The following is a 25,481-nucleotide window of genomic DNA, read 5'->3' on the forward strand; positions in this document are numbered from 1 at the left end:
GTACATCGAGCCACTCAGGCCCTTGTCAACCTCTCGCCCATCCGCGGGTCTGGCCGAGGGCCTCGGGCTAATCCCCAGCCCGATGCAGCGAGCCGACTCGCCCCCCGGGCATGCCGCTCTTGGGCCGTACCCGCCGCGGATCCGCGGCGATCACCTCGACCCGCTCGGCGTCGGCCCGGCACCACGAGCTGGGGTGCTCCTCGAACTCGCGCAGGAGCTCGGGGCGGGCCTCGAGCAAGGCCCAGGCCGTGGGCTGATCCACGGCGTAGCGCAGGGCGGTGCGCTGACGCTCGATCCGCTCGCGCCACTGGGCCTGGCTCAGCTTGGTTTTGGGCGCCGCACCGACCGGGCTCTCGACGCGCTGGCCGAGCAGCATGGTCATCAGCCCGCTGTAGCCGAAGGCTGGATCGCCCACGGCGAAGGCCTGGCCGCCCTCGGCCAGCCACGGCCCCTGGCTCTGAAAGCGCGCGATCGCCTGCTCGAGGCCCGAGACGTCGACCTCGGCCCGGGCGGCCCGCCAAAAGGCGCTGTCCCGGCGCTGGTTGAACTTGTAGTGCACCGCCAGAAACCAGCGCAGGTAGTCCCAGTGCGCGCCCAGGGACTCGTTGGCGAACTCGAGGTAGGTCCGCGCCTCGCCCTCGCCCTCGCCCTCGCGACGCAGGGCCTCGATCCCCCCGAGCACGTAGGCGAGCTCGACGATGACCATGTGCAGGGCCGTGGACTCGAGGGGGCTCGACGAAGCCGTAGGCGTTGCCGACCGCGGCCACGTTGCCGACCCAGGCCCGCTCGCGGCGGCCCGAGCGAAAGCGGATGAGCTTGGCCTCGCCCATGCTCGGGTTCGCGGCGCGCATGTGCGCGACAGCCTCGTCGTCGCTCTGGAAGGCCGAGCTGTACACGTAGCCGCGGTGGCAGGCCCGGCGCACGGGGATCCGCCAGCACCACCCCGCGTCCATGGTCTCGGCGGTGGTGTAGGGCTCGACGCCGGCCCCCTCGGCCACGTCGGCGACCACCGCCCGATCGCAAAACAGGCTGCTCGCGTAGCTTTGAAAGCGCTCCTCGAGGGCGCCGCCGAGGAGCACGGAGCGAAACCCGCTGGCGTCGATGTAGAGGTCGTAGGCCAGCTCCCGGCCGTCCTCCGTGCGCAAGCTGGCGATCTCCGGCTCCCCCGAGGCGCCCGCCCGCGTGCTCGCGTCGCAGATCGTCGCGTCGATGTGGCCGATGCCCGCGGCCCGGGCGGCCTCGGCCAGGAAGGCGACGAAGGGCGCGTTGTCGAGGTGGTAGGCGAACTTGACCTGCCGCAAGAGCGAGACCACCTCGCCCTCGGGCCCGCGCAGCACCGGCGCCAGGCCCTGATCCATGGCCATGGACATCAGCGACTGGTGGCGCAGGTCGCCGTCGAAGTGGTGGGCGAGCAGCGGGTCCGCGTCCCCGAAGGGAAAGTTGAAGTGGTAGGCCCCCGGGCGGCCCCACTCGAAGCGGATCCCGAGCTTGAAGGTCGGCTCGACCGCCCGGCACATCGCCTCCATCGACAGGCCCAGCTGCGCGTGCAGGAAGGGCGGCATCAGGGTCGTGGTCGCCTCGCCCACGCCGATGATCGGGACCTTGCTCGAGGCGATCACGGTGACCTCGAGCTCGGGGAAGCGTCGCTGGATCGCGAGCGCCGCGAAGTAGCCCGAGCTGCCCCCGCCGAGCACCGCGACCGTCCGAGGGCCAGGTCTGCGCTCGCTCGAGCTCTTGGAGGTGCTCACGCGCAGAGCATAGCCCCCAACGCGGGGAGCCTTGGCCCCCCGCCCTCCGGCCGGCTAGAGTGCCCCCGTCATGACCGCGCGCACTCCCTCGACCTCCCTGCTCGGACTCGGGGCCGCCCTGGCCCTGTCTTTGACCCTGCTCCCCGCCTGCGAGGGCGAGAAAGCTGGCGATGGTGGCAAGACGGCCGACAAGGCCGACGCCGGTAAGGCCGGCGACGCCAAGGTCGAACCCACCAAGGCCGAAAAACCTGCGGCCGAGTGGAAGTGGACCCTCCCCGAGGGCCTCACCGACCCGCCCGCCGTGCCCGAGGACAACCCCATGAGCGCGGCCAAGGTCGAGCTCGGCCACAAACTGTTCATGGACAAGCGCCTGTCCTTCGACGGCTCGCGCAGCTGCTACTCGTGCCACCAAAACGAGCTCGGCAACGCCGACGGGCGCAAGACGGCCCTCGGCGCGGGCGACAAGCCCCTGGGTCGCAACACCCCGACGATCTGGAACGTCGGCTACCACGACAAGGGCCTGTACTGGGACGGCCGCGCGGCGACCCTCGAGAAGCAGGCGATCGGCGCGTGGAAGGGCGGCAACATGGGCGTGGGCGCGGACAACCTCGACGCCAAGGCCAAGGAGATCGGGGCCCTGCCCGAGTACGCCGAGGCCTTCGCCAGCGTGTTTGGTGTCGAGGAGGGCGAGGCCGTGACCCCCGACCAGGTCGCCATGGCCCTGTCGGCCTACGAGCGCACCTTGCTGTGCGGCGACACGGCCTTCGACAAGGGCGAGATGAGCGACGCGGCCAAGCGCGGCTGGGACCTGTTCCGCGGCAAGGCCTCGTGCTCGACCTGCCACTCCGGCGACAACTTCAGCGACGGCGGCTACCACGACGTCGGCTTCGCCCACGACGACAGCGGGGCGCTGATCGAGGGCGCCGACGTGGGCCGCGGCAAGCCGGCCAAGGACGAGGGCGAGAACTACAAGTTCCGCACCCCGACCCTGCGCAACGTCAGCAAGACCGCGCCCTACTTCCACGACGGGCGCACCGCGAGCCTCGAGGAGGCCGTGCGCTACATGGCCGCGGGCGGCAACGCCAAGGCCCCCGGCCTCGACCAGAACATGCGTGACACAAGCCTCAGCGACGCCGAGATCGCGGACCTCGTCGCCTTCCTCGAGTCCCTGGCGTGCACGGGCAGCCTCGAGGTCATCGGCGATCAGAGCGTCGCGGGCATCCCCGAGGCGGCCGCCCCGGCCGAAGGCGCCGCCCCGGCCGACGAAGCCCAAAAAGCCGGCTGAGATACCCCGACGGAGCGCCGGATCCAGCCCACGGCGGCAGGATCCGGCGCGGAGTGCCGACTGGCTCGGCGAACGCAACCAACGCCGAAAGGCCTCGCTCGATGAGCGAGGCCTTTCGTGCAGGGCACGAGGGTGAGATCAGCGCTTGCTGAACTGGAAGCGAGCGCGGGCGCCGCGGCGACCGTACTTCTTGCGCTCTTTCTTCCGAGCGTCGCGGGTCAGGTAGCCGCCGGCCTTGAGCTGCGGACGGTACTCGCCGTTGACGCGGAGCAGAGCCCGGGCGATGCCCAGACGGACGGCGCCGGCCTGGCCGGACAGACCGCCGCCCTTGGCCGTGGCCCACACGTCGTACTGCTTGCGGGTGTCGGTGGCGTGCATGGGCTGCTCGACGAACTTCATGTTCGTCACGCGGGTCAGGTAGTCCTCGGCGTCGCGGCGGTTGATCTGGATCTTGCCCTCACCGGGCATGAGCCAGACGCGGGCGATCGAGGTCTTGCGGCGGCCGGTCGCGTAGTACTTCATCGGTTCAAATCTCGTGGGGCTTGGGGTTCTGGGCGCCGTGGGGGTGCTCGGAGCCGGCGTAGACCTTGAGCTTCTTGAAGGTCTGGCGGCCGAGGACGCCCTTGGGCAGCATGCGCTTGACGGCGCTGCTGATGACCAGCTCGGGCTTGCGCTCGAGCATCTCGCGCGCGGTCCGGGTCTTCATGTTCCCGATGTAGCCCGTGAACTTGTTGTAGGTCTGCTGGTCGAGCTTGTTGCCCGTGAACTTGACCTTGTCCGCGTTGATGCACACGACGAAGTCACCGACGTCCATGTGGGGCGTGAAGATGGTCTTGTGCTTGCCGCGGAGGAGGCTGGCGATCTTGGAAGCGGCGCGACCGACGGTCTGCCCTTCGAGATCGACGAGCAGCCAAGCGCGCTCGATGTCGGCCGAGTTTGGGTAATGGGTGCCCATTGGACGGAGAGGTGTAGAGGAGCGGCTCAGGGGTGTCAAGCGCGTCCCCAGCCGATCGAGGGCGCGATGAATACCATGTCTGCGCACGCGTTTGGGCGCTGTCCGGGGGCCAGGCCCGGGGGTCCGCGGCGGGCGAGCGCGTCGGCCGGCGCGGATCGTTGGCACGCTCACGGGCCCCGGACACTGCGCATCGGTATCGATCGATCTCCGTCGCCCCAGCTCGGCTCTCCGCGGGCGAGCCGAGCCCGCTCGCCCGCGCGCCCTGACCGGCCCATCACCCCTCGATCACCGCGCTTCATCCCCAGTTCCCGGAATGATTTCGCTGGAATGGAGCACCGCGGACACGCCATACTCTCGACAGGCACTCATGAGTACGCCCCGCGCGAAGATCCTCGTCGCCGATGACTCCTCGGTTGAACGCGCCGCAGCGCGCAATGCGCTCGAGCAGGCTGGCTACGCCGTCATGGAGGCAGTCGATGGGCAGCAGGCGCTCGAGGTGTTCGCGCGAGACCGTCCCGACCTCGTGATGCTCGACGTGGTGATGCCGCGCCTGACCGGGCTCGAGACCTGCCGCATCCTCAAGGCCAAGGCCCAGGGCAAGTACCTCCCGGTGATCATGGTGAGCACCCGGAACTCGGTCAACGCCCGCGTCGAGGGCCTGCGCAGCGGCGCCGACGACTACCTGGGCAAGCCCTACGACGCCGAGGAGCTGTGCGCCCGCGTCGAGGCCCTGCTGCGCACGCGCAAGGTCATCAGCGACCGCGAAGACGGCGACGACCAGCCCGCGGCCGCGCCCCAGCCCGCGAAGGCTGCCCCCGCGCCGAGCAGCCGCAACCCCAGCGAAGCCTTCACCCGCCGCGCCGAAGAAGAGTTCGACCGCGCCGAGCGCTACAGCGACCCCCTCGCCTGCCTGCGCGTCGAGCTCGACACCTTCGACGCCCTCGTGTCCGAGTTCTCGACCGAGGCCGTCGCCGGCCTGGTCCGCTCGCTGCGCGACGTCATCGAGGTCAGCGTCCGCAAGATCGACCTGGTGTTCCGCCTCGACGAGCGCGGCTACATCCTGCTGCTGCCGAACACCCACTTCCCCGGGGCCCTCGCGGTCGCCGAGCGCATCTCCCTCGACGCGGCCAAGATCCGCCTGGACGCCGCGCCCAGCCGCCGCTGCACGGTGAGCGTGGGCGTGTCCTTCTTCCCCAACAAGGACACCCACTCCGTCCAGGACCTCATCGACCTGGTCGGCGCGGCGCTCGAGCGGGCGCGCAGCGAGGGCGGCGGGAAGATCTGCCTGTTCCAGCACCAGGGCTACCTCTACGCGCCGGAGCCCGGCTGAGCGACTCCACCTCGGCCCGGACCCGTCACCCGTGCCCCAGCCGTGATCGATCGCCAGCCCATCCCCCCGGTCCGCCGGGTGCTGCTCTATCCCCGCGAGGACGGACCTGCGGCCTTCCCCGCCGCGGCCGTGGCCACGACGATCCTGCGCGCCCGCGGGGTCGACGTCGCCGTGCCCCAGGTCGCCTTCGAGCGCGGCCTCGAGCTGCCCAGCTCGGTCGTCGGCGTGGCCCTCGACCAGCCCGCTCAGCTCGCCGACCTCGACCTCGTCGTCGCCCTCGGCGGCGACGGCACCCTGCTCCGCGCGAGCCGCTGGGTCGCCGACCTCAACATCCCCGTGGTCGGCGTGAACCTCGGTGACCTGGGCTTTTTGTCGGCCTACCGCCGCGAGCGGCTCGAGTCGGCCCTGCACGACGCCGTCGAGGGCGCCCTGCGCTGGGAGCCGCGCCTGCGCATGACCGTCGAGGTCCACCGCGACGGCGAGCTGGTCGCCACGGACAAGGCCGTCAACGACGTCTACATCAAGCACGGCCAGATCCCCCGCCTGCTCCGCCTCGACACCCGCGTGGGCGACGAGCAGCTGGCCATGTACAAGGCCGACGGGCTCATCGTGTCCACGCCCCTGGGCTCGACGGCCTACAACCTCGCCGCCGGCGGGCCGATCATCGCCCCCGGCACCGAGGTGTTCACGATCACCGCGATCTGCCCCCACAGCCTGACCCTGCGCCCCGTGGTGGTCTCGGCCCAGAACACCGTCTCGGTCAGCTGGGTCGGGCCGAGCGGAGAGAGCGACGCCTTCCTGACCGTCGACGGCCAGTTCAAGATCGAGCTGCAGCTCGGCGACCGCATCGTGCTGACGGTGTGCGAGTCCGTCGTGCGCCTGGTGCCCTCGCAGGCCAACGTGTTCCAGGTCTTGGCCACGAAGATGGGCTGGACCGTCGCGCCCGGCTCGGACTCGGGCTCGAAGTCGGCGTTCTGAGGCTCCGAGACTCCCCCGCTCGCGCCATGGTCGAAGCCAGCCCCGAGCCGATCCTCGAGCTCCGCGTCGAGGCCGTGACCGCCCTCGCCGAGGGCGAGGCCCGCAAGTTCACTTTCACGCGCGACGGCGAGGCGCTCGAGGGCTTCGTACTGCGCTACGCCGAGGGCTTCTTCGCCTACCTCAACCGCTGCCCGCACTGGAACGTCGACCTCGACATGGGCGAGGGGCGCTTCTTCTCGGCCGTCGCCAACCGGGTGTTTTGCAGCACCCACGGCGCGCTCTTCGAGCCGACCACGGGCTACTGCGATGCCGGCCCTTGCGCCGGGCAGAGCCTCGAGCGCTACCCGCTCCGCGAAGACGGCGACGACGTCGTGGTGTCCATCCCCGGCGGCCACGAGCTCACCCGCGCCTGAGCTCAGCTCGCTATTTCTGCTGGTGATCCCGGTTATGATGGTTCCGGGGTATGAGCATCGAGGACGACGATACGGAGCGACCACGGGGAACGCTCGCCTCGGACAGCCCGACCCCCTCCCCGCTCCGCGGTAAAGCCCTCGGCCTGGAGACCCGGCAACAAAAAGCCGAGCTCGAGGCGGCGCTGTTCGGGACCCCCGAGACGCCGGTCCACATCGGCCACTACACGATCATCGGCACGGTCGGGGCGGGGGGCATGGGCGTGGTCTACGTGGCCCAAGATCAGCGCCTCGGTCGACGGGTCGCGCTCAAGCTGCTGCGCTCGAACCGGGTCGGCCGGCGCGCCCGGGTCCGGCTCCAGCGCGAGGCCCAGGCCATGGCTCGCCTCGCCCACCCCAACGTCGTCACGGTCCACGAGGTCGGCGAGCACGAGGACGACGAGCTGTTCGTGGCCATGGAGTTCGTCGGCGGCTCGAACCTCCGCGACTGGCTCAAGGCCGAGCCGCGCACCTGGCGGGCCATCGTCGACACCTTCCTGCAAGCCGGCGAGGGCCTGGCCGCGGCCCACGACGCGGGCCTGGTCCACCGCGACTTCAAGCCCGACAACGTGCTCGTGGGCGACGACGGCCGCGTGCGCGTGGCCGACTTTGGCCTCGCCCAGCACACCCCGGACATCGAGATCACCCACCCCCCCGAGGACCTCGAGGCTGCGCTGAGCCAGTCCCAACACGGCGTCGCGGGCACGCACGCCTCTTCCCGGGGCGCCCAGCGGGGCAGCGAGACCTCGATCCGCGCCCCCGAGCCCAAAGAGCCCGACGCGGTCCAGCCCAGGCCCGCCCCCCCGTCGCAGTCCGCCGAGCTCGCGATCGTCCTCGACACGCCGCTGACGGAGACCGGCACGGTCATGGGCACGCCGGCCTACATGGCCCCCGAGCAGCACCGCGGCCTCAAGGCCGACGCGCGCAGCGACCAGTTCAGCTTCTGCGTCGCGCTGTGGGAGGCGCTCCACGACCAGCGCCCCTTCGCCGGCCGCAACCTCCAGCAGCTCGTCGAGAACGTGCTCGAGGGCGAGATCGACGAGCCGCGCAACAGCGCCGAGGTCCCGGCGTGGCTGCGGACCATCCTGCGCCGGGGCCTGGCCACCAACCCCAACCATCGCTGGCCCTCGATGCGGGCCATGCTCCACGCCCTGTCCCGCGACCCCGACGTGCTCCGCCGCCGTCGCTGGCGTCGCGGCGCGCTCGCGGGGGTGACCCTCTCGCTGATGGCCGCCCTGGCCATGCGGGCCTCGGCCGAGGCCCGGCAAAACGCCCGCTCGCGCTACTGGAGCGGGTTCACCGAGGAGCTCCTCGACCTCGAGCGCGAGCGCGGCTTTCGCCAGGCCAACGACGACGCGCGCCGGGCCAAGAACGCCACGCGCATGGGCGCCTACCGCCGCTACCGACCCAAAGAGGGCGTGCTCGACCGCGAGGACTCGACGGTCGCGGCGGCCCTGCTGCGCGAGGTCGAGGGCAGCGAGCGCGAGACCGCCGAGTGGGTCTCGGCCGCCAACGAGATCCTCGGCCGCTCGCTCAGCTACGCGATCTTCAGCGGGCACCGGAACGTGCTCGCCGACCTCGCCTTCGCCCCCGACGCGAGCGCGGTCTACTCGGCCTCCCACGACGGCTCGGTGTGGCGCTGGGATCTCACCACCGGCGTCGGCGAGCCCATCCTCCGCCACGAGCGCGAGGTCTACGCGGTCGCGGTCAGCCCCGACGGCTGCTGCGTGGCCTCGGCCTCCGCCGATCGCACGGCCCGGCTGTGGACCCGAGCGACGCGTCGCGAGCGGGTCATCGCCGAGCACTCGGACGAGCTGACCGCGCTGCGCTTCGACCCCACCGGGCGGTGGCTGGCGAGCGCGTCCAAGGACGGCGTCGTGGCCCTGACCGAGGTCGCGACCGGCGAGCGCCGCGAGCTCGAGGGCCACCGGGGCCCCGTGCTGGCCATCGACTTCGACTCGACCGGCGCGCGCGTGGTCTCGGCCGGCACCGATCACAGCACCCGGCTATGGCACGTCGAGGACGGCCGCGAGCTCGCCCGCTCGACGCACCACGGCGCCGACGTCTATCACCTGCACTTCGTCGACGACGGCCGCATCGTCACGGGCTCCGACGACGGCTCCGTGCACCTGTGGAAGCCCGACGCCCGGGCCGCGCCCGAGGATGGGGTCACGGGCGAAGACCTCGCGCAGCGGCAGCTGGAGAGCACAGGCACGACCCGGCTCGTCACCCAATACGCCGCGCCGATCACCGCCCTCGACGTACACGGCAGTCGCGTCGCGATCGCGGCGCAGTACGAAGACGTCCGCGTCCTCGACCTCGACGGCGAACTGCCCTCCATGTCCCTGCCCCAGACCTACGCGGTCTGGGCCCTGAGCTTCGAGCTCGACGGCCAGAACCTCGTCGTCGCCAACTTCAACGGAGAGGTCCAGCGCTGGCGCAGCGACGGCCGCGCGATCCCCCAGCGCTTCTCGGGTCACAGTCAAGCCATCTCGCGCATGGCCGTAGGCCCCAAGGGGCGCTGGCTCGCGACCGGCTCCTACGACGCGACGCTGCGCGTGTGGGACCTGCACCGCCCCACCCTGCAGCGCTCGCTGGTCGAACACAGCAACGTGATCGCTGCCCTGGCCATCGACCCGAGCAAGGGCCGACTCGCCAGCGCGACCCAGGACGGGAAGATCGAGCTGTGGGACATCGACACCGGCCGCGAGCTCGCCGAGCTGGGCCTCGAGGGGGACTCCGTCCACGCCATCGACTTCGCCACCAAGCGCGGCTCCCTGGCGATCGGGAGGGGCTCGGGCAAGATCACCCTGTGGGCGCCCGAGACTCGGGCGATACGCGAGCTGTCTGGCCACACCACTCCGGTCTGGGCGCTGCACTTTGACGACGCAGGCGAGCGCCTGGCCTCGACCTCCATCGACCACACTTTGCGCCTGTGGAACGCGACCACCGGCGAGCTCGAGCACACCCTCGACCTCGATGAGCTCGATGCCACGACCATCGACTTCGAGCCCGGCGGCGCGCGCCTGGTCAGCGGCATGAGCGACGGTAGCGTGCACATCTACGACGCCGAGACCGGCGCGCTCCGGGCCCAGCTCGACGGCCATCGCGGCAAGGTCCTCACCCTCGTCCGCGCGCCCGATGGTCGCACCCTGGCCACGGGCGCCGACGATGGAACCGTGCGACTGTGGCCGAGCGAAGACCCTCGGGACACTCTCGAACTCGCCGGCCACCGCCAAGCCGTGTGGTCCATCGACTTCGACGCCCGGGGTGAGCGCATGGTGACGGCCTCTCTCGACGGCGAGGCCCGGGTATGGGCCGTCGCAGACGGCGCTTTCCTGTACACCTTGCGCGGCCACGCCGAGGGACTGTGGGCCGCGCGCTTCCTCCCCGATGGCCGCGCCATCACGGCCTCACAGGACAACACCATCCGCATCTGGCCGTCCCCCGAGCCTGGCCGCCCGAACCCCGAGGCGGCCCTCGTACTCTCGGGTCACAGCAACGCCGTGACCAAGCTCGTGATCACCCGCGATGGCCGCTGGCTGCTGTCCGGCTCCATGGACGGCAGCGTCAAGCGCTGGGACCTCGACCAACTCGACACCGAGCCCGCGCTCTTGCAAGCCCGACTCGAGGCGGCGTCGCTGTGGTGCCTCGACGTCGAGCGCCGCGCCCGTGAACTGGGCGAGGACCCGAGCCAAGCTCAGCTGCGCTGGGCCGAATGTGAAGCAGAGCGCGGGCGCTGAGCACCCGCGCTCTGTCAGCGCCCGATACGAGCGTCCAACTCAGGGCTGTGGCTCGGGTTGCGGCTCGGGCTCCGGCTCTTGCACGGGCGCCACCTCGGTGGTCACCGCGACCCGGTTACTCTGCACGCTTCCGTCGACGAGCACGAACTCGAGGGAGCCGGTCTCCGCGTCGGGAGCATCGAGGAATACGCGCGTGACGTCGACCTCGCCCCCCTGGCTGTTGAGACTGGCGATGACCTCGGCGTCGAGCTCGAATACGTGGCGGTCGTCGGCCTGGGCCTGCTGGATGACCAGGGTCAACGCGACGACGTTGCCGACGTAGTCGGGCGCGATGGTCATCAGCAGCTGGTCATCGGCCTTGGTCGTGCCGGGCTTCTTGACCACCGTACAGTGCGAGCAGATCGGTAGCGGCGGCTGCGGAGTGCTCAGGTTGGTCATCCCCGGGGCCGACTCGGGGCACACCGCCGCGACGGCGTCCGAGCCCTCGACGTGATCGTCGATGGCGGTGCTCGGATCGCTGAGCACCTGGGCCACCGCGTCGGCGTAGGCGGTGAGGTAGCCGTCCTCGGCGGGGGCCGTCGCCGCGCACCCCGGCACCGGGCAGGCCGCACTCTGATCCGTGCACGCCGCGTCGAGGGCCGCGCACACCGAGACGCGACGCACCGTCGCCGCCGCCATGGGATCGTGGCCCAGGCCAAAGTCGGCGCTGTCGGAGGTCGCGTAGCCGTTGGCGTAGATCGTGTCCATGACCTCCGCGGCCGTGAGCTCGGGGCGGTAGGACCACACCACCGCGGCCGTGCCCGCGACCACCGCCGTGGACACCGAGCTGCCCGCGAGGGCCTGATCGCCCGAGCCCAGCCCGTGAGCACCGAGGGCCGCGAGGCGTGGCATGCCGCCGGGGCGGGCGTTGATCAGCGGCGCGTCGAACTCGTCGAGGGCGCCGACGGCGTGGACCAGAGGCGCGTAGCTGCCAGCCGGCGCGGCCACCGGATGGTTCACTTCGTCGAGGGCGGCGAAGCCGAAGGTCGAGCACTCGGCGCCCGTCGGCGCGGCCATGGCTTCGAAGCTCGCCGGCGCGAGCGGCCCCGAGTAGAGGTCGGGGCAGCGGTCGTCGGCGACGTTGCCCGCCGCCGCGAGGGTCAGGGCGCCGTTGCAGCTCGCGTGCTGCAGCGCGAGGAGCAGCGCGGCGGCCGGCCCCCGAGAGGTGTCGACGGCCTGATCCCCGAGGCGCTCCCAGCCCAGGCTCAGGTTCAAGACCAGCCGCGAGGCCGCGTCGGGGTCGGCGATACGGCGAGCGCGCCAGCCCTGCACGGCCTCGAACACCGCCATCGCCAGGTCACCCTGGGTGCCAGTGCGACCCCCCTCGACCCAGCTGGGCGCGGCGCTCCAGTCGGTCCGCGGCAGCGCCATGACGTTGCGCACCCGCTCCAGGCACTCGGGGCGCTGGGCGGGGCAGTCGATGGCCTCGATGAGCCCTGCCATCTGCGCGCCGTGGGCGTGCGTCGGCGTCAGCTGCGGATCGTTGAGCGCCGCCTCCGAGGCCGTGTCGAGCACCGCGACCTCGACGTGGTCGCGGTCGGCGTAGTCCGTGTCGATCTGAAGGCCGCCGTCCCAGTCGATGTTGGCCGTGAAGGCCTGGCGCAGGCCCGTGCCCACGCTCGGGTCGTGGAGGTCGCCCTGCTCGAACTCCCCGCGGCAGTCCGCGGACATGCTCGAGCGCTGGAGGTTGGGGGCGGCGTCGACGACGGAGAAGAGCGCGGAATAGTCCGCGAGGGCGATCTCACCTTCGGTGTCGGTGTAGTCGAAGGCGCAAAAGGCCTCGAAGCCGGGGGGCAGGGGCTCGGTCAGCGCGCTGACGCCGGGCGAGCCGCTGGCGAACAGCTGCGTCCCGGTCCACTGGCTGGGCAACGCCCCGCCGAGGCTGCAGTCCGTCCCCGAGTCGAGGATCCCGATGACCCGCTTGGCCCCAGGGCAGACCCCGATCTCGAGGGAGAAGGGGTGCTGCTCGGCGCCGGGCGACTGCAGATCGCCCGCGCCAGCCCCCTCGTGGGCGCCGCCCCCCGCGTGGGGAGTCTCCTCGTCGAGGGCCTCGACGTCCTCGGAGTCTGGCGCTTCGAGGTCACACGCACTGAGAACCAGCACACCAGCGAGGAAGAGTCGGGCTTTCGTCATGTCGTCCTTCAGACCGATCCCCACAATCCGACACCGGCGAAGACATCGGCTGGGGTTCTGATCAGGCCGTCCCAATTTGGCCGAAAAGGTTTAAGTAAAAGTTCAAATTTTCCAAGTAACTGAGCGTCATCCGCCGCGGCTGCTGCCCGCCACGAGGCCGCGCAATTGCTCGGCCCAGTCCTCGAGGCTCCCGAGGGTGCTCTCGAGTTCCGAGGGTGAGCTGGCTGACATTCGCAAGCGCTCCGCGAGGAGCTGACGAGCGCGTCGCAGCCGACTCTTGAGTGTCCCCAGTGGGATGCCGAGGGTCATCGCAATTTCAGCCTCGGTCATTTGCTCCCAGTAGCGCAGCTCGAGGGCGACCTGCAGCTCCACGGGGATGTGGCGCAGGGCCTCGAGCAGGAGCTGATGCTCCCGGCGCCGGGCGAGCACCTGGCTCGGGGTCGGGTCCAGCTCGAAGGCCGTCACCGTCCCAAAGTCCACGTGGGCGTCCTCCCGGACCTTGGCCCGGTAGTGCTTGCACAGCTGCTTGTAGGCGACGCCGAAGATCCAGCTGCGGAAGCTCCCCTCGCCGCGGTAGCGCTCGACGCCTTCGACGCACGCGAGGAAGGTTCGCTGGACCAGATCCTGAGCGTCAGGACCCGCCTTGTTGCGGAAAAAGCGGGTCAGCTCGACGAAATAGCGCTCGAACAACTGCCGTCCGGCCCGACGATCCCCGCCGCGCCAGGCTTCGAGCAACTCGGCGTCGGAAGACACGTCACACGAGTCTAGCGCGTCCGAGGTCCAAAGACCGGTCCTTGTCTCGGCGTGTCGGGGCGGCGCCGAGCCCCGCACTCGACGCAGGCGCCGGCCCACGGTCGGGGCAACAAAAGGACCGCGAAGCCCGAAGGCTCCGCGGTCCGCGACTCGAACGAAAATGATGTCGTGGGTCGAGACGCCTCGCCCCGAGGTCAGGGGTCGGCCAAAACGAGTTTGGCCAACCCTCTGTCTACTTTAGCCGTCGTGGACGACGCCACGCCCTCCCTGCCCCACGTCCACGACTCAGGCGCGCGGGAAGGTGAGGTCGAGCTGGAGGGCGACGTCGTCCTTGATCAGGTCGTCAGGCATGCCGGCGTAGACGATCCCCCAGTCCTTGCGGTTGATCTTGAAGTCCGCCTTGCCAACGATGCCCGTCGCGCCGACCTCGACGGTCGCCGGGAAGGTGATCTTGTTGGTCTGGCCGTGCATCTCGAGGTTGCCAGCGATCTCGTGGGTGGCCCCGTTCTCCCCGGCCTTCGCGGTGATCTCGAGGGCGGTGAACTTGGCCTCGGGGAATTGCTCGGCGTCGAAGAAGTCGGCGCCCATGAGGTGCTTGGTGAGGCCGTCGGCGTCGGTGGTCATGGACGCGATCTTGACCGAGACCCAAAAGCCCGTGACCTCGGTGCCGGCCATGGTGGCCTCGCCGCTGATCTCCCCGAAGCTGCCCTTGTGGTCGGCGGTCTTCTTGGCGCCGATGAAGCCGACCTTGGACTTGTCCGCGGCCAGAGGGATCTTCACCTCCTCGGCCCCGTCGCCCTCCGCCTTGTCGCCCTCCGCCTTGTCGCCCTCCGCCTTGTCGGGCGCGGCCTTTTCGGTCTTGGCCGCCGGCTTGTCGTCGATCTCGCTCTTGCAAGCGGCGGTGCTCAGGCCCACGGCCAGCGCCAGGGCAAAGATGGGGGTTCCGATGCTGATGCTGCGCATGGTCTGAATCCTCGGCCGCACTCATAGCAAGGAGCGCGGGCGCGTGCGTCCCCCAGATGGACAACCGGACGGCTCAAAAACTCGATGGCTCCGTTCGCGGGGCGCGATGGCTACTGCGCGAGCGGGCCGTCGTCGGTGCTCGCGCTGCGCCCGAGCAGCTCGCCGAGCAGGGCCCGGTCCAGGCGCCCGCCCAGGCCCAGCTGCTCGACGTAGGCGTGGACGTGCTGGTACTCGGCCTGGGCCGCGAAGCTCGGGGGCAGCGTGGTGCACAGCTCGCCCTCGAGGATCGAGGTCGGGACCTGCTCGTAGTCGATGCCCTGGCGCTCGATCTCGTTGGCGAGGGCGTCGACGAACAGCCGCACCCCCGGGGACTCGTCGACGTGGGGCTGGTAGAGCCCGGGCAGGCCGAGCATGGCCTGGGCGTCCCACAGCATCGAGGCCGGGTCGAGGGTGTTGGACACCAGGGCCAGCTCGCCCTCGAGGCGCTCTTCGAGGTAGCCCGCGAAGTCGGCGTTGCCCGGGGTGGGGCTGGCGAAGGCGGTGCAGCGCAGCTTGGCCTGGCGCTGGGGATCCCAGGACTCCTCCCGGGCCGAGCGCCTCCCCTGCGTGTCCCGCAGCCACAGCGCGACGACCGAGGCCAGCGATCCGCCGACGCCGTGGCCGACCACGTCGAGGACGAAGCGGCGGCTGTCCGGGGTCGCGGCGATGGCCTCGCGCAGGTGCTCGGCGAGGCTGCGCCCACCTCCCGGCAGGCCCTCGTCCGGGGTCAGGCGGTGGACCGCGTCGAGGCAGCGGCTCAGGCCCGCGCAGATCGCCGGGGCCAGATCGTCGTCGTCGCCTTGGAGCCACAGCCACGGCGCCTGCTCGAGGCAGCCGAGGCCCTCGACGAGCTCGGCCGAGAGGGTCAGCAAGCCGCCGCCGCGGAGCACGAGGTGGTGCGGCCCGACCCCGCCGTCTTGGGGCGCGACGACGAAGCCGACCACCGCGGGCGCGCTGGACTGCCACCACGGGCGCACGCTCGCCGGGCCCCAGGTCAGCTCGAGGCCAGCCTCGGGCAAGAGCCGCTCGAGGTAGCTGGCGATGGTTCGATGCAGGGCCGCGCTCGACCGCGAAGGATCCCCGTGGGAGCCCGCGTAGGCGATCATCGACAGGCACAGCTGCACCTGCTCCGCACTCACATGCATCGGCACGCAGACCCTAGCAGCCCGCGGAGGGAGGTAAAAGTGGCCAGAAGATCCATGCGCCGCGAGGCCGCGCTCGTGACGCGCGATCTGACACATCGCTGTCGGCGTACATTCTTTGCGAGCTCCGCACCCCTTCGTCTACAAGCGAGCCATGATGGCCCTCGCCCAGCCTGGCGCCGGCCTGGGTTACGGCCTCGCGGCCTTCCTGGGTGCCCTCCAGGGCGTGGCCGAGTTCCTGCCGATCTCGTCTTCGGGCCACCTCTCCCTGGTCGAGGCCTGGCTGGGGGTCGACGCCGAAGCCGCGGGCCACACCTTCAACATCGTCGTCCACGCGGGCACCTTGCTCGCGGTCCTGACGGTCTACCGCCGCGAGCTCCTCGATCTGGCCCGCGGGCTCGTCGACCCCGAGGCCGTCCCCTGGGCCCGCTCGCTGCTGGCCACGATGGTCGTCGGCTCCCTGCCCCTGGCGCTCGTGCTGATCCCCGCGGTCGAGGAGCTGATCGTGCGCATGGAGGGCGAGGTCCGGTGGATCGGCGGCGCGCTGCTGCTGACCGCCGCCTTGCTCGGCTTCACCCACCGGCGCACGGAGCAGGTCCCCGTCGACGAGCCGACCCAGCCCCCCAGCCTCGGCCGCGCCCTGCTCATCGGCTTCGCCCAGCTCCTCGCCGTCGCCCCCGGGGTCTCGCGCAGCGGCTCGACCATCGCCGCCGCTCTGGCCCTCGGCATGGGGCGGGCCCGCGCGGCTCGCTTCTCCTTCATGCTCAGCATCCCCGCCGTCGCCGCGGCCACGGCCAAGGAGGCCCTGGGCCTGCTGACCAGCGACGCGCCCCCGAGCTTCGAGCCCGGGCCCTTCGCCCTCGGCTTCGCGCTGAGCTTTCTCGTCGGGCTGGCCTCGCTGTCGCTGCTGCTGAAGCTGATCGAGCGCGTGGGCCTGCTGCCCTTCGTCCCCTACCTGGCGCTGATCGGCGGGATCGCCATCGCGCTCGGCTAGGCCAGCCTGCTAGTTCAGCGGGCGCGAGGTCACCCGCGCCCCCGGCCCGACCTGCTCGACGCGACCCTTCCCCGGCACGCCGGCGTGGGTGAAGGTCTCGTCGAGGATCTCGAGCAGGGCGTGGGCCCGCTGCTCGTCGCCGCTCATCGCGAAGGTGGTCGGCCCGGCGCCGCTGATGGTGCAGGCGAGGGCGCCGGCCTCGAGGGCGTTGACCTTCGCGTCGACGAAGCCCGGGATCAGGTGGGCGCGGGCCGGCTCGACGATGTCGTCGGTGACCGCCTCGCCGAGCAGGGCCAGGTCGCCGGTGTGCAGGGCGTGGACGAGCAGGCCCAGGCGCGCGGACTGGCGCACCGCCGCGCCCAGGCTCACGGCGCTGGGCAGCACGGCCCGGGCGTCGGCGGTCCGGACCTCGCAGCCCGGGGTGTAGACCGCGAAGAACAGCGAGTCCGGGGCGGGCAGGGGGATCACGCGCAGCGGCTCGGTGTTGGCGATGAGCACCACGCCGCCGAGGATCGCCGGGGCGACGTTGTCGGGGTGGGCCGTGCCGCAAGCGACGCGCTCGCCCTCGCGGGCGGCGTCGATGAGCACGTCGCTGCCGACCTCGAGGTCGAGGGCCCGGGCCGCGGCGACCAGGGCCGCGCACGCGCTCGCGCCCGAGGAGCCCAGGCCGCTGCCCAGGGGCAGGCCCTTGTCGAGCTCGAGCTCCACGCCCAGCGGGCGGCTGGAGCCCGGGCCGTGGCCGAGGGCCTCGAGCATGGCCGTGACCGCGACGCAGGCGGTGTTCTCGGCGGCGCCCAGGGGCAAGCGCCCGCCGTCGCCGGTGATCTTCAGCAGCCGCGCGCCGGGCTCGTCGCAGCGCCGGGCTCGGACGGTGTCGCCCGGCCCGTGCACGGCCAGGCCCAGGCAGTCGAAACCGGGCCCGAGGTTGGAGATGGTCGCGGGCGCGTAGGCCTCGATCCAGGGACGGGCCGTCGGGGCTGTCATGGTCCGGGCCTCACTGCCTCACTGCCTCACTTCGAGGGGCGACGCAGGGCGTCGTCGATCCACGCCTCGAGGCTGCCGCCCCACAGCAGCGGGGTCACCGTGCGGCCGTTGATGTAGACCGCCGGCGTGCCCTGGATGCCGAGGGCGTCGCCGATCTTGCGGTCCTTGGCGACCGCGAGCTTGACGTCCTCGGTGGCCATGTCGGCCTTCCACTTGGCGACGTCGAGGCCGTCGATCTGCTTGGCGTAGCGCTCGAGGTCGGCGTCCTCGAGCTGCGTCTGGTGGTCGAAGACCAGGTCGTGCATCTCCCAGAACTTGCCCTGGAGGTGGGCGGCCTCGCAGGCCTGGGCGGCGACCTCGGCCCGGCCGTGGCTGCGCAGCGGGTAGTGCTTGAACACGAGCTTGGCGCGGCCGCGGTACTGCTGCACGGCCTTGCGCAGCACCGGCGCCTCCATGCGGCAGTGCGGGCACTGGAAGTCGGCGAACACGACGACGGTCACCGGGGCCAGATCGTTGCCGTAGGTCGGCCGGCCCTCGACGGGGATGTCGCGGACCTCGAGGGCGTCGATGACCACGTCGATGTCGAGCTTGATGTCCGAGGGCGTCGCGCCCTCGGCCAGGCGGTCGGCGATGAACTGGGCGACGATCATCGAGTCGCGGCACTCCGCGTCGTCGCGCAGCGAGGTCGCCAGCGAGTGCGGCTTGTCGCAGGCGCTCGGCTCGACGTTGATCAAGGTGAAGAAGGTCGCCTGCTGGGTCTCGTTGAGCTTGCTCAGGTCGACGCCCTTGGCCTCGCGGATCATCTCCGCCTCGGAGGGCGGGTCGAGCTGGGGCCGATCGCTCTCGGCCTGCTTGCCGTCGCCGCCCGCGGCCGCGCCGTTGGGGCCCCGAGAGGTCCCGTCCGGATCCGCGGCAGGTGGGGTGCAGGCCGTGCACGCCGTGGTGGCGAGGACCGTGGCGGTGGTCAGGGCGAGGGCCAGAGAGCTGCGCTCGGGGAGATCGCGGAAGAAACGCATTGCAGGTCGCGCGCGGAATTTACGCGGGCCGAACGCTATCGCAGGGCGGGGTCGCCCGCAAGGCTGCCCAGTGCGCGCCAGTGCCGATCCGAGAAAAGCCCAAAACCCAGCGCGAACCGAGTTCGGGGGGGCTTTTATGCGCGTTTGGCTCTTGACGGCAAGGCTCACACGGGCCATACAGCCGACCGAATAGGAGGAGACCTCTTGACGAAGATTCTCGTGACCGTCAAGCGGATCCCTGACCCGGATGAGAACCTCAAGTTCGCCAACGGCGGGCTCGACCTCAGCTCGGTAAAGTGGGTCCCCAACGCCTTCGACGAGTACGCCGTCGAGACCGCCCTGCGGCTCGCGGAGGACGTCGGCAGCAAGAAAACGAAACACGCCGAGATCATCGTGCTCTCGATCTGCCCCGCCAAGCAGCGTCAACACATGACGCAGTTCCTGGCGATGGGTGGCGACCGCGGTGTGATCGTCGACGCCAACGACGCGGACTATGACACCGCCGCCATCGCCAAGATGATCGCCAAGGTCGCCCAAGACGAGGGCGTCGACATGGTCATCACCGGCAAGTTGTCCCAGGACAACGAGGGCAACCAGGTGGGTCAGCGCGTCGCCGCGCTGCTCGGCTGGCCGCAGGCTTGCTTCGCCGCCGAGGTCGACTGGGACCAGGGCAGCAACAGCCTCAAGGTCGCGCGCGAAGTCGATGACGGTGTCGAGACGAAGCAGGTCCCCCTGCCGGCGCTCGTGACCGTCGATCTGCGCGTCGTCCTGCCCACTAGCGTGCGCAACGGCATCAACCCGGCGGACCACAAGTTCACCGACGGGCCGCGCCTGGCCTCGCTCCGCGGCATCACCATGGCCAAGCGCAAGAAGGTCAAGACCGTCACGCCGGCCGACCTCGGGGTCGAGAGCGCGGGTGGTGAGAAGACCACGACCATCAACAAGCCCGCGGCGCGGGCCGCCGGTCAGATGGTCGGCTCCGTCGAGGAGCTGGTCGAGAAGCTGGCTACGGAGGCGAAGGTTCTATGAGCAAGGTACTCGTCGTCCTCGAGACCGCAGGCGGGAAGATCCGCTCGCACTGCCTCCCGGGCATCACCGCGGGCAAGCAGATCGCCGACGCCCGCGGCGCTGAGCTCCACCTCCTCGTCCTCGGCGCCAACGCGGCCGCCGAAGGAGCCGAGATCGCGGCCGCTGGCTACGGCGCCGCTGGGGTCCACACCATCACCGACGCGGCCCTCGAGCCGTTCACGGCCGAGGCCTGGGGCGACGCCGTCGTCCACGCGGTCAAGACCCTGAGCCCCGCCGTCGTCGGCGGCACGGCCAGCTCCGCCCTGCGCGACTGCCTGCCCCGCGCCGCCGCCGTCCTCGACGCCGCCCTGTGCGCCGAGATCGTCGCGGTCAAGTCGGGTGACACCTTCACCCGGCCGATCTCGGCCGGACGCGCCCTGCTCGACGAGCAGCTCAGCGGCGATCTGGTGTTCTTCACCGCTCGCGGCAGCGAGTTCGCCCCGGCCGAGGCTGGCGCGGCCACCACGGCGGCGGTCATCGACGGCGCGTCCGTCGACGTCCGCGGCGCGCAGGTCCTCGGCATCTCCAAGACCGAGAGCTCCCGCCCCGCCCTGACCGAGGCCTCGGTCGTCGTGTCCGGCGGCCGTGGCATGCGCGAGGGGGCCAACTTCAGCCACCTCGAGCAGCTCACCGACCTGCTCGGCGGCGCCCTCGGTGCCAGCCGTGCGGCGACCGACGCGGGCATGGTCCCGGCGGATCTCCAGGTCGGCCAGACCGGCAAGATCGTCGCGCCCAACCTCTACATCGCCGTGGCGATCTCCGGCGCCATCCAGCACCTCGCCGGCATGAAGGGCAGCAAGACCATCGTCGCCATCAACAAGGACGAGGAGGCGCCCATCTTCCAGGTCGCCGACTACGGCCTCGTCGCCAAGTGGGAAGACGCCGTCCCGGCCCTGATCGCCGCCCTCGAAGCCCGCAAGGGCTGAGCTCTGTTTTGCCCCCACAGGCGGCTGGGACCGGGGCGCTTCGTCGCTCCGCTCCTCCGCTTTGGCTTGGTGGGCAATGGAGTTCGTGCCTCCGCGTGGGCTTTCTTCGCCCCCTAAAGGGGGCGTGGATTCATTTACAGTCCCTGAGCTCGAGGCCCAAGCTGGCCCCCGCCGCTCGCTGAGCGCCGGGGGCTTTGCTTTTTTCGAGCCTCGGGTGGCACCCCGTCCCCGCGAGAGGGTGACTTGGGTACCATGGACGCATTGTCCGCGGCTCCTCATGAGCGCCAGGTCCCCAAGCCTCGGCGCCGCAGCGTCACCGGGCCCCTCCCCGCGCTGAGCCCGGCGGACTCGGGCTCGCGCTCGGGTCGGCTGCTGCGACCGCTGCTGACCGTGACCATCGTCGCCAGCGTCGTCCACCTGGGCTTCGCCCTGAGCCTCTTGCTGCTCCTCGACATGGGCGAGGTCCTGCTCGCCCGCGCCCGCCCCATCGCGGTGTTCGTGGTCGGGCTGACGACGGCCCTGAGCCTCGCCAGCTCCCTGCGCACGAGCACGTCCGAGGCCAACACCCCGAGCCTCGACCGGCTGGTGCGCACGGCCCCGGCGGTGTTCGGCCTGATGCCGCCCATCGCCAGCGTGCTCGCCCTCGTCGTGACCGTGTTCGGCCGGGGCCTCGGGGTCGAGCAAGGGCTGCAGCTCACCGTCGCCGTGCTCGCGGCGACGAGCGCTCCGGGCCTGCTCGTCGCCCTCGGGCTCGAGCAGATCGGCTCGACCTTCGCCGCGCGCGGGCGCCTGGGCGTCGCGGCCTCGCCCAGCGGGGCGGCCCGCGACCCCGACCCCGACCCCGGCTCCTCGGCGATCTACATCCAGGGCAGCATCCAAGGCGGCGCCTTTCGCCGCCGGGGTGACGCCGCCCTCAGCGGCGTCCGCTCCGAGGCCCAAGACGGCGCCAACACCTTCGCCCCGCCCAGCCTCGCCCGCCGGCTGGTCCGCCAGTCCATCGGCCTGCTCGTCGCCAGCGGCCTGCTGATGCTCGCCCACTCCCTGCTCCACGGCGGCGAGCTGCTCGAGTGGTTCGTCTCGCCCCGGGCGCTGCTCGCCGGCCTCGCCTCGACCGGCACCACGGCGCTGATCGTGCTGTCCGCCGCCAGCGCGGGCCGCAGCCCCGGCCGCGACGTCCGGGCCCTGGCCAACCGCCTCGACGCGATCGGCTGGAACGACGCCCGCTCGGCCCGCCGCCCCCTCGCCGGGCCCGTGCGCCTGACCAGCTTCGACGCCGTCGGCGAGCTGTTCCGCAACCTCGAGCAGCTGCGCGCGCGCCTGGCCGAGGACGTGTCCACCTACCAGCGCGCCCTCGACCGGACCCACGACGCCGACCAGGCCAAGGGCGAGTTCCTGGCCGCCGTCAGCCACGAGCTGCGCACCCCGCTGAACTCGATCATGGGCTTCGCCCAGCTGCTGCTCGAGACCAAGCTCAACGACTCCCAGGTCGAGGACGTCAAGCTGATCCTCGCCGGGGGCCGCCAGCTCCACGAGCTCATCGCCGACATCCTCGACCTGTCGATGATCGAGAGCGGCGAGCTCGACCTGCGCGTCCAACACTGCGCCCTCGACGAGCTCGTCGCGGAGCTCGTCGACATTCACCAGGCCCAGGTCCGCGACCGCGAGCTCGAGCTCGTCGCCGACGTCGCCGACGACCTGCCGACCATCGAGTGCGACCGCCGGCGCATCGGTCAGGTCCTGACCAACCTGATGAGCAACGCGATCAAGTTCACCGAGACCGGCAGCGTGACCGTGCGCGCCCGGCTCGAGCAGGACGACTACGTCAGCATCGCGGTCATCGACACCGGCATCGGCATCGCCGAGAGCGAGCTGCCCGGGGTGTTCGAGGAGTACCGCCAGGCCGGCGAGCGCAAGCGCAAGGCCAAGGGCACGGGCCTGGGCCTGGCCATCGCCCGGCGCATCGTCCAGGCCCACGGCGGCCGGCTGGAGGCCGAGAGCACCCTCGGCGAGGGCTCGACCTTCCGCCTGACCCTGCCGCTCGACGCCAGCGAGCACGTCTCGGCCCACGCCTCGCGCAGCGCCATGGCCCTCGCCGTGGTCCGGGCCTACAAAAAAGACCGGCGCCTGCGCGACGAGGACCGCCGGCTGACCGAGTCCAAGGCCGACCGGCGCACGGTCGACGCCGGGCCGCCCGGCGGCGGCGACGAGCGCCGCGGCCAGGCTGAGCGCCGCCGCGCGAAGCCAGACCGCCGCCGGCCCCCGGAGCCCCTCGACGACGGAGGCGCGTGGTGAGCCCGGGCGAGCTGCTCCCCGACCCGCTGCTCGAGAGCCGCGAGCGCCTCGACGGCCTGCCGATCCAGCCCCAGGTCCACAACCGCCTGCTCATCGAGCGGCGCGTCCTCGGCCTCGTCGCCCTGCTGACCATGGGCGTGGTCGCCCTGGCCGCGGCGTGGACCGTGGTCGTCCTCGACCCCGGGGAGCTGGCGACCCTCCTCAACCCCCGCGAGGACGGCTCGCGCCTGGTCCTGCTCGTCGGGCTCCCGACCCTGGCCGTGCTCGCCGTGCTCATCCACGTGGCCCTGAGCCTGCCGACCACGCGCTGGACCAGCGACGCCCGCCGGGCCCTGCCCTCGCCCCTGCCCCTGGCCATCCTCGGCGCGCCCTCGCTGCTGCTGTGGCCCTTCCTGAGCGCCCGGGACCGCCGCGCCCGGGAGGACGCCGCCCGCGCCCGGGAGCCCCACTTCGAGTCCGGCGACGGGCGCGAGGGCTTCGAGTCCGGCGACGGCTTCGAGTCCGGCGACGGCTACGAAGGCTGGGACGGGGGCGCGAGCGAGGTCGAGCTCGCGTTCAGGACCTTGCTGGTCGTGCCGCGGGTGTCCGCCGCGAGCATGCTCGCGTGGCTCGCCGTCGCGGGCGCGGCCGACCTGGCGGTGATCCGCGAGGCCCTGAGCCTCGACCCTGGCGTGACCGCGAGCCTGGCCGCGACGTGGCTCGTCGGGATGCTGCAGGCGACCTCCCTGCTGGCCACGCGCATGCGCGCCATGCTGGTCCCCGAGCTGCTGTCCGCCCCGCGCCCGCGACCCGCGGCCCTGCCCCTGCGTCGCTCCCTGCGGCTGCGCCTGGGCGCGCCCGCGGGTCTGGGCCTGGTCGCCGCGACCGGGGCCATCCCCGCCTTCGCCCTGGCCCTGTCCCACGCCGACGCCATCCCCGGCCACGGCGTCGCGCCCTCGGCCGCCCTCGCCTGGAGCGTGGTCCTGATCGGCGCCGCGGCGGGCCTGGCCAGCCTCCACCTGCTCGTCCGCGACGTCGAGCGCGACCTCGAGCGCGCCTCCCAGCAGATCGGCGCCGTGACCCGCGGGGACGTGCCCGAGGCCCTCGCGGTCCAGAGCTTCGCGACCCTCGAGCTGCGCGAGATGATCATGGCCGTCGACCGCCTCGTCGGGCGGATCACCGACGCCAACGTCACCAAGTACATCCTCATCGAGCACGGCCAGGAGGCCGACCGCCTCAAGAGCCAGTTCCTGGCCAACATGAGCCACGACCTGCGCTCGCCCCTGAACTCGGTGATCGGCTTCAGCGAGCTGTTGATGACCGGCATCGAGGGCGAGCTCGAGGCGGACCAGCGCGACATGGTCCAGGACATCCACGTGTCCGGGCGCAACCTGCTGCGCCAGATCGACGACATCCTCGACACCGCCAAGCTCGAGTCGGGGCGCATGGAGCTGCACCGCGAGCCGACCCCGCCGGCGACCCTCGTGTCCCGGGCGATCCAAAACGCGCGCAAGCTGCTCGGCGACGGCGTCGAGTTCTCGACGCGCACCGCCGCCGGCTTGCCCCCCGCCTTCGCGGACCCCTACCGCACGGTCCAGGCCATCGAGAACGCCCTCGCCTTCGCCGGCGACGGCCTCGAGTCCGGCACCATCGAGCTGACCTGCAACGTCGAGCGCGAGGGCGAGGGCGAGGAGCAGCGCACCTTCGTCGTGCTCCGCGTCCGCACCCCGCGCGAGCTCGAGGGCGACAACGCCATCGAGCAGGCCCAGCGCGGCTTCGTCCGCGTCCACGGCCAGACCGGCCTCGGCCTCGCCCTGCCCATCGCCACCGCGATCATCGAGCTGCAGTCCGGCACGCTGACCATCCGCGACCGCAAGGGCAAGCAGCGCCTGCCCAAGGGCGTCGGCATGGAGCTCACCCTGCGCATCCCGGCGCTGACCGCCCGCCGCAAGAAGGGCTCGCTGCGGCTGCGCTGAGCACTGCTTTGCCCCCACGAGCGCCTCGAGACCGGGGGCGCTTCGTCGCTCGCTCCTCCGCTTTGGCTTGGTGGGCAATGGAGTTCGTGCCTTCGCGTGGGCATCGGGTCGCCCCCTGAAGGGGGCGATTGGTTCACGGCCTGTGAGTCGTGGACGTGGGGCAGGGAGGGCGTGGCGTCGTCCACGACGGCTAAAATAGGCAGAGGGTCGGGAAAAACTCGTTTTGGCCGACCCTCTGAACGGGCGTCTCGCGCTGGCTGGCGACCTCGCGGGCCGCGTCGAGTTGAGTCGTGGACGTGGGGCAGGGAGGGCGTGGCCTCGTCCACGACGGCTCAAGTGGACAGAGACTGTGAAAATTTCAAAGTCACGGAGCCCTCGGTCTCGCGGTCCGCGAACGCGTCCGGACGTTCAATAATTCCAGCCTGGTTGTGGGTCTGGAAGGTGGGCGTCCCGCGCCGCGTGGGCTCGCTTTTTCGCGCCGGGTGTAGACCGCGTGAACTTGTGAATCGCGCGTGAATTCGGCCGCAACCCAGCCCAGCTTCGCGCTTTGATCGCGCGATGGGCTTTCGATCAAAGCTTGCTCGTTTTGCCAGATTGGCGCCCACCCCTCGTTCTCGCATTCAGACACACTGCCGCAATATGAATATGACCAAATATGTGTATTTGGTCGGTGAACGGGGTCTCGCTTC

At 71.4% G+C, this 25,481-nt stretch carries 19 protein-coding genes and 1 pseudogene; 10 read left to right on the plus strand and 10 right to left on the minus strand.

What is annotated here, in order from left to right; genetic code table 11:
* Positions 1-67: 67 nt before the first annotated feature.
* Together PPSIR1_RS10125 and PPSIR1_RS51180 are read right to left on the minus strand one after the other, a co-directional pair.
* Positions 68-862: a tryptophan 7-halogenase gene (locus PPSIR1_RS10125; RefSeq protein ID WP_269744693.1), complete on the minus strand. Its 795-nt coding sequence runs from the start codon at positions 860-862 to the stop codon at positions 68-70.
* A pseudogene (locus tag PPSIR1_RS51180) lies at positions 789-1,748 on the minus strand (tryptophan 7-halogenase); the annotation flags it as partial. The gene PPSIR1_RS10125 and the pseudogene PPSIR1_RS51180, both read right to left, overlap by 74 nt.
* 70 nt (positions 1,749-1,818) lie before the next feature.
* On the opposite strand from PPSIR1_RS51180, the gene PPSIR1_RS10135 reads away from it, so the two are divergent.
* Complete coding sequence (locus PPSIR1_RS10135) at positions 1,819-3,033, plus strand: cytochrome-c peroxidase (protein ID WP_006970946.1); 1,215 nt, start codon at positions 1,819-1,821, stop codon at positions 3,031-3,033.
* A gap of 138 nt (positions 3,034-3,171) precedes the next feature.
* On the opposite strand, the gene rpsI is transcribed toward PPSIR1_RS10135, so the two are convergent.
* Positions 3,172-3,555: a 30S ribosomal protein S9 gene (gene rpsI / locus PPSIR1_RS10140; protein WP_006970947.1), complete on the minus strand. Its 384-nt coding sequence runs from the start codon at positions 3,553-3,555 to the stop codon at positions 3,172-3,174.
* Between the two features lie 4 nt (positions 3,556-3,559).
* A complete protein-coding gene (gene rplM, locus PPSIR1_RS10145) occupies positions 3,560-3,988 on the minus strand; it encodes a 50S ribosomal protein L13 (protein WP_006970948.1) in 429 nt (142 codons plus the stop codon).
* Between the two features lie 367 nt (positions 3,989-4,355).
* Between rplM and PPSIR1_RS10150 the strand changes: the two genes are divergently transcribed.
* From PPSIR1_RS10150 to PPSIR1_RS10165, 4 genes are read left to right on the plus strand one after another with little or no spacing between them, the layout of a single operon-like run.
* Positions 4,356-5,318 (plus strand): GGDEF domain-containing response regulator, encoded by a 963-nt coding sequence (locus tag PPSIR1_RS10150; protein ID WP_006970949.1) that lies wholly within the window; start codon positions 4,356-4,358, stop codon positions 5,316-5,318.
* Between the two features lie 42 nt (positions 5,319-5,360).
* The gene (locus tag PPSIR1_RS10155) at positions 5,361-6,296 is read left to right on the plus strand and encodes an NAD(+)/NADH kinase (RefSeq protein ID WP_006970950.1); all 936 of its coding nucleotides are present in this window, start codon (positions 5,361-5,363) and stop codon (positions 6,294-6,296) included.
* 26 nt (positions 6,297-6,322) lie between these two features.
* Positions 6,323-6,709, plus strand: a complete 387-nt coding sequence (locus PPSIR1_RS10160) for a Rieske (2Fe-2S) protein (protein ID WP_006970951.1) — start codon at positions 6,323-6,325, stop codon at positions 6,707-6,709.
* Between the two features lie 50 nt (positions 6,710-6,759).
* A complete protein-coding gene (locus PPSIR1_RS10165; protein WP_006970952.1) occupies positions 6,760-10,488 on the plus strand; it encodes a protein kinase domain-containing protein in 3,729 nt (1,242 codons plus the stop codon).
* A 39-nt stretch (positions 10,489-10,527) separates the two neighbouring features.
* Here PPSIR1_RS10165 and PPSIR1_RS10170 read toward each other — a convergent pair whose 3' ends face one another.
* From PPSIR1_RS10170 to PPSIR1_RS10185, 4 genes are all read right to left on the minus strand, one after another.
* A complete protein-coding gene (locus tag PPSIR1_RS10170) occupies positions 10,528-12,660 on the minus strand; it encodes a S8 family serine peptidase (RefSeq protein WP_157595394.1) in 2,133 nt (710 codons plus the stop codon).
* Positions 12,661-12,786: 126 nt separating this feature from the next.
* The gene (locus tag PPSIR1_RS10175; protein ID WP_045115749.1) at positions 12,787-13,413 is read right to left on the minus strand and encodes an RNA polymerase sigma factor; all 627 of its coding nucleotides are present in this window, start codon (positions 13,411-13,413) and stop codon (positions 12,787-12,789) included.
* A 285-nt stretch (positions 13,414-13,698) separates the two neighbouring features.
* A complete protein-coding gene (locus tag PPSIR1_RS10180) occupies positions 13,699-14,376 on the minus strand; it encodes a YceI family protein (protein WP_006970955.1) in 678 nt (225 codons plus the stop codon).
* Positions 14,377-14,486: 110 nt separating this feature from the next.
* Positions 14,487-15,560: a lipase family protein gene (locus tag PPSIR1_RS10185; protein ID WP_157595395.1), complete on the minus strand. Its 1,074-nt coding sequence runs from the start codon at positions 15,558-15,560 to the stop codon at positions 14,487-14,489.
* 151 nt (positions 15,561-15,711) lie between these two features.
* Between PPSIR1_RS10185 and PPSIR1_RS10190 the strand changes: the two genes are divergently transcribed.
* Positions 15,712-16,551, plus strand: a complete 840-nt coding sequence (locus PPSIR1_RS10190) for an undecaprenyl-diphosphate phosphatase (protein ID WP_053335343.1) — start codon at positions 15,712-15,714, stop codon at positions 16,549-16,551.
* Between the two features lie 9 nt (positions 16,552-16,560).
* Here PPSIR1_RS10190 and PPSIR1_RS10195 read toward each other — a convergent pair whose 3' ends face one another.
* Positions 16,561-17,535, minus strand: a complete 975-nt coding sequence (locus tag PPSIR1_RS10195; RefSeq protein WP_006970958.1) for a homoserine kinase — start codon at positions 17,533-17,535, stop codon at positions 16,561-16,563.
* 26 nt (positions 17,536-17,561) lie between these two features.
* A complete protein-coding gene (locus PPSIR1_RS42350) occupies positions 17,562-18,551 on the minus strand; it encodes a DsbA family protein (protein ID WP_006970959.1) in 990 nt (329 codons plus the stop codon).
* 204 nt (positions 18,552-18,755) lie between these two features.
* Between PPSIR1_RS42350 and PPSIR1_RS47655 the strand changes: the two genes are divergently transcribed.
* The 4 genes from PPSIR1_RS47655 to PPSIR1_RS10220 all read left to right on the plus strand — a co-directional run bounded on the left by PPSIR1_RS47655 (position 18,756) and on the right by PPSIR1_RS10220 (position 24,792).
* Positions 18,756-19,580 carry an electron transfer flavoprotein subunit beta/FixA family protein gene (locus PPSIR1_RS47655; protein WP_045115750.1) on the plus strand — a complete coding sequence of 275 codons (825 nt, stop codon included), beginning with the start codon at positions 18,756-18,758 and terminating at the stop codon, positions 19,578-19,580.
* Positions 19,577-20,545, plus strand: coding sequence for an electron transfer flavoprotein subunit alpha/FixB family protein (locus PPSIR1_RS10210; protein WP_006970961.1), 969 nt, complete (start codon positions 19,577-19,579; stop codon positions 20,543-20,545). The genes PPSIR1_RS47655 and PPSIR1_RS10210 overlap by 4 nt, the downstream gene beginning before the upstream one ends.
* A gap of 261 nt (positions 20,546-20,806) precedes the next feature.
* Positions 20,807-22,837 carry a sensor histidine kinase gene (locus tag PPSIR1_RS42355; RefSeq protein WP_053335344.1) on the plus strand — a complete coding sequence of 677 codons (2,031 nt, stop codon included), beginning with the start codon at positions 20,807-20,809 and terminating at the stop codon, positions 22,835-22,837.
* Entirely contained in the window at positions 22,831-24,792 is a 1,962-nt protein-coding gene (locus tag PPSIR1_RS10220; protein WP_006970963.1) for a sensor histidine kinase, read from the plus strand. The genes PPSIR1_RS42355 and PPSIR1_RS10220 overlap by 7 nt, the downstream gene beginning before the upstream one ends.
* The last annotated feature ends 689 nt before the right edge of the window (positions 24,793-25,481 follow it).

It is taken from the genome of Plesiocystis pacifica SIR-1 (assembly GCF_000170895.1).
Taxonomy (GTDB): domain Bacteria; phylum Myxococcota_A; class Polyangia; order Nannocystales; family Nannocystaceae; genus Plesiocystis; species Plesiocystis pacifica.

Coding starts and splice junctions, on each gene's coding strand:
- PPSIR1_RS10180 (WP_006970955.1), bottom strand. CDS start 14,376: ATGCGCAGCATCAGCATCGGAACCCCCATCTTTGCCCTGGCGCTGGCC.
- rplM (WP_006970948.1), bottom strand. CDS start 3,988: ATGGGCACCCATTACCCAAACTCGGCCGACATCGAGCGCGCTTGGCTG.
- PPSIR1_RS10170 (WP_157595394.1), bottom strand. CDS start 12,660: ATGACGAAAGCCCGACTCTTCCTCGCTGGTGTGCTGGTTCTCAGTGCG.
- PPSIR1_RS10210 (WP_006970961.1), top strand. CDS start 19,577: ATGAGCAAGGTACTCGTCGTCCTCGAGACCGCAGGCGGGAAGATCCGC.
- PPSIR1_RS42350 (WP_006970959.1), bottom strand. CDS start 18,551: ATGCGTTTCTTCCGCGATCTCCCCGAGCGCAGCTCTCTGGCCCTCGCC.
- PPSIR1_RS10150 (WP_006970949.1), top strand. CDS start 4,356: ATGAGTACGCCCCGCGCGAAGATCCTCGTCGCCGATGACTCCTCGGTT.
- PPSIR1_RS10190 (WP_053335343.1), top strand. CDS start 15,712: ATGATGGCCCTCGCCCAGCCTGGCGCCGGCCTGGGTTACGGCCTCGCG.
- PPSIR1_RS10160 (WP_006970951.1), top strand. CDS start 6,323: ATGGTCGAAGCCAGCCCCGAGCCGATCCTCGAGCTCCGCGTCGAGGCC.
- rpsI (WP_006970947.1), bottom strand. CDS start 3,555: ATGAAGTACTACGCGACCGGCCGCCGCAAGACCTCGATCGCCCGCGTC.
- PPSIR1_RS10165 (WP_006970952.1), top strand. CDS start 6,760: ATGAGCATCGAGGACGACGATACGGAGCGACCACGGGGAACGCTCGCC.
- PPSIR1_RS10185 (WP_157595395.1), bottom strand. CDS start 15,560: ATGCATGTGAGTGCGGAGCAGGTGCAGCTGTGCCTGTCGATGATCGCC.
- PPSIR1_RS10135 (WP_006970946.1), top strand. CDS start 1,819: ATGACCGCGCGCACTCCCTCGACCTCCCTGCTCGGACTCGGGGCCGCC.
- PPSIR1_RS10195 (WP_006970958.1), bottom strand. CDS start 17,535: ATGACAGCCCCGACGGCCCGTCCCTGGATCGAGGCCTACGCGCCCGCG.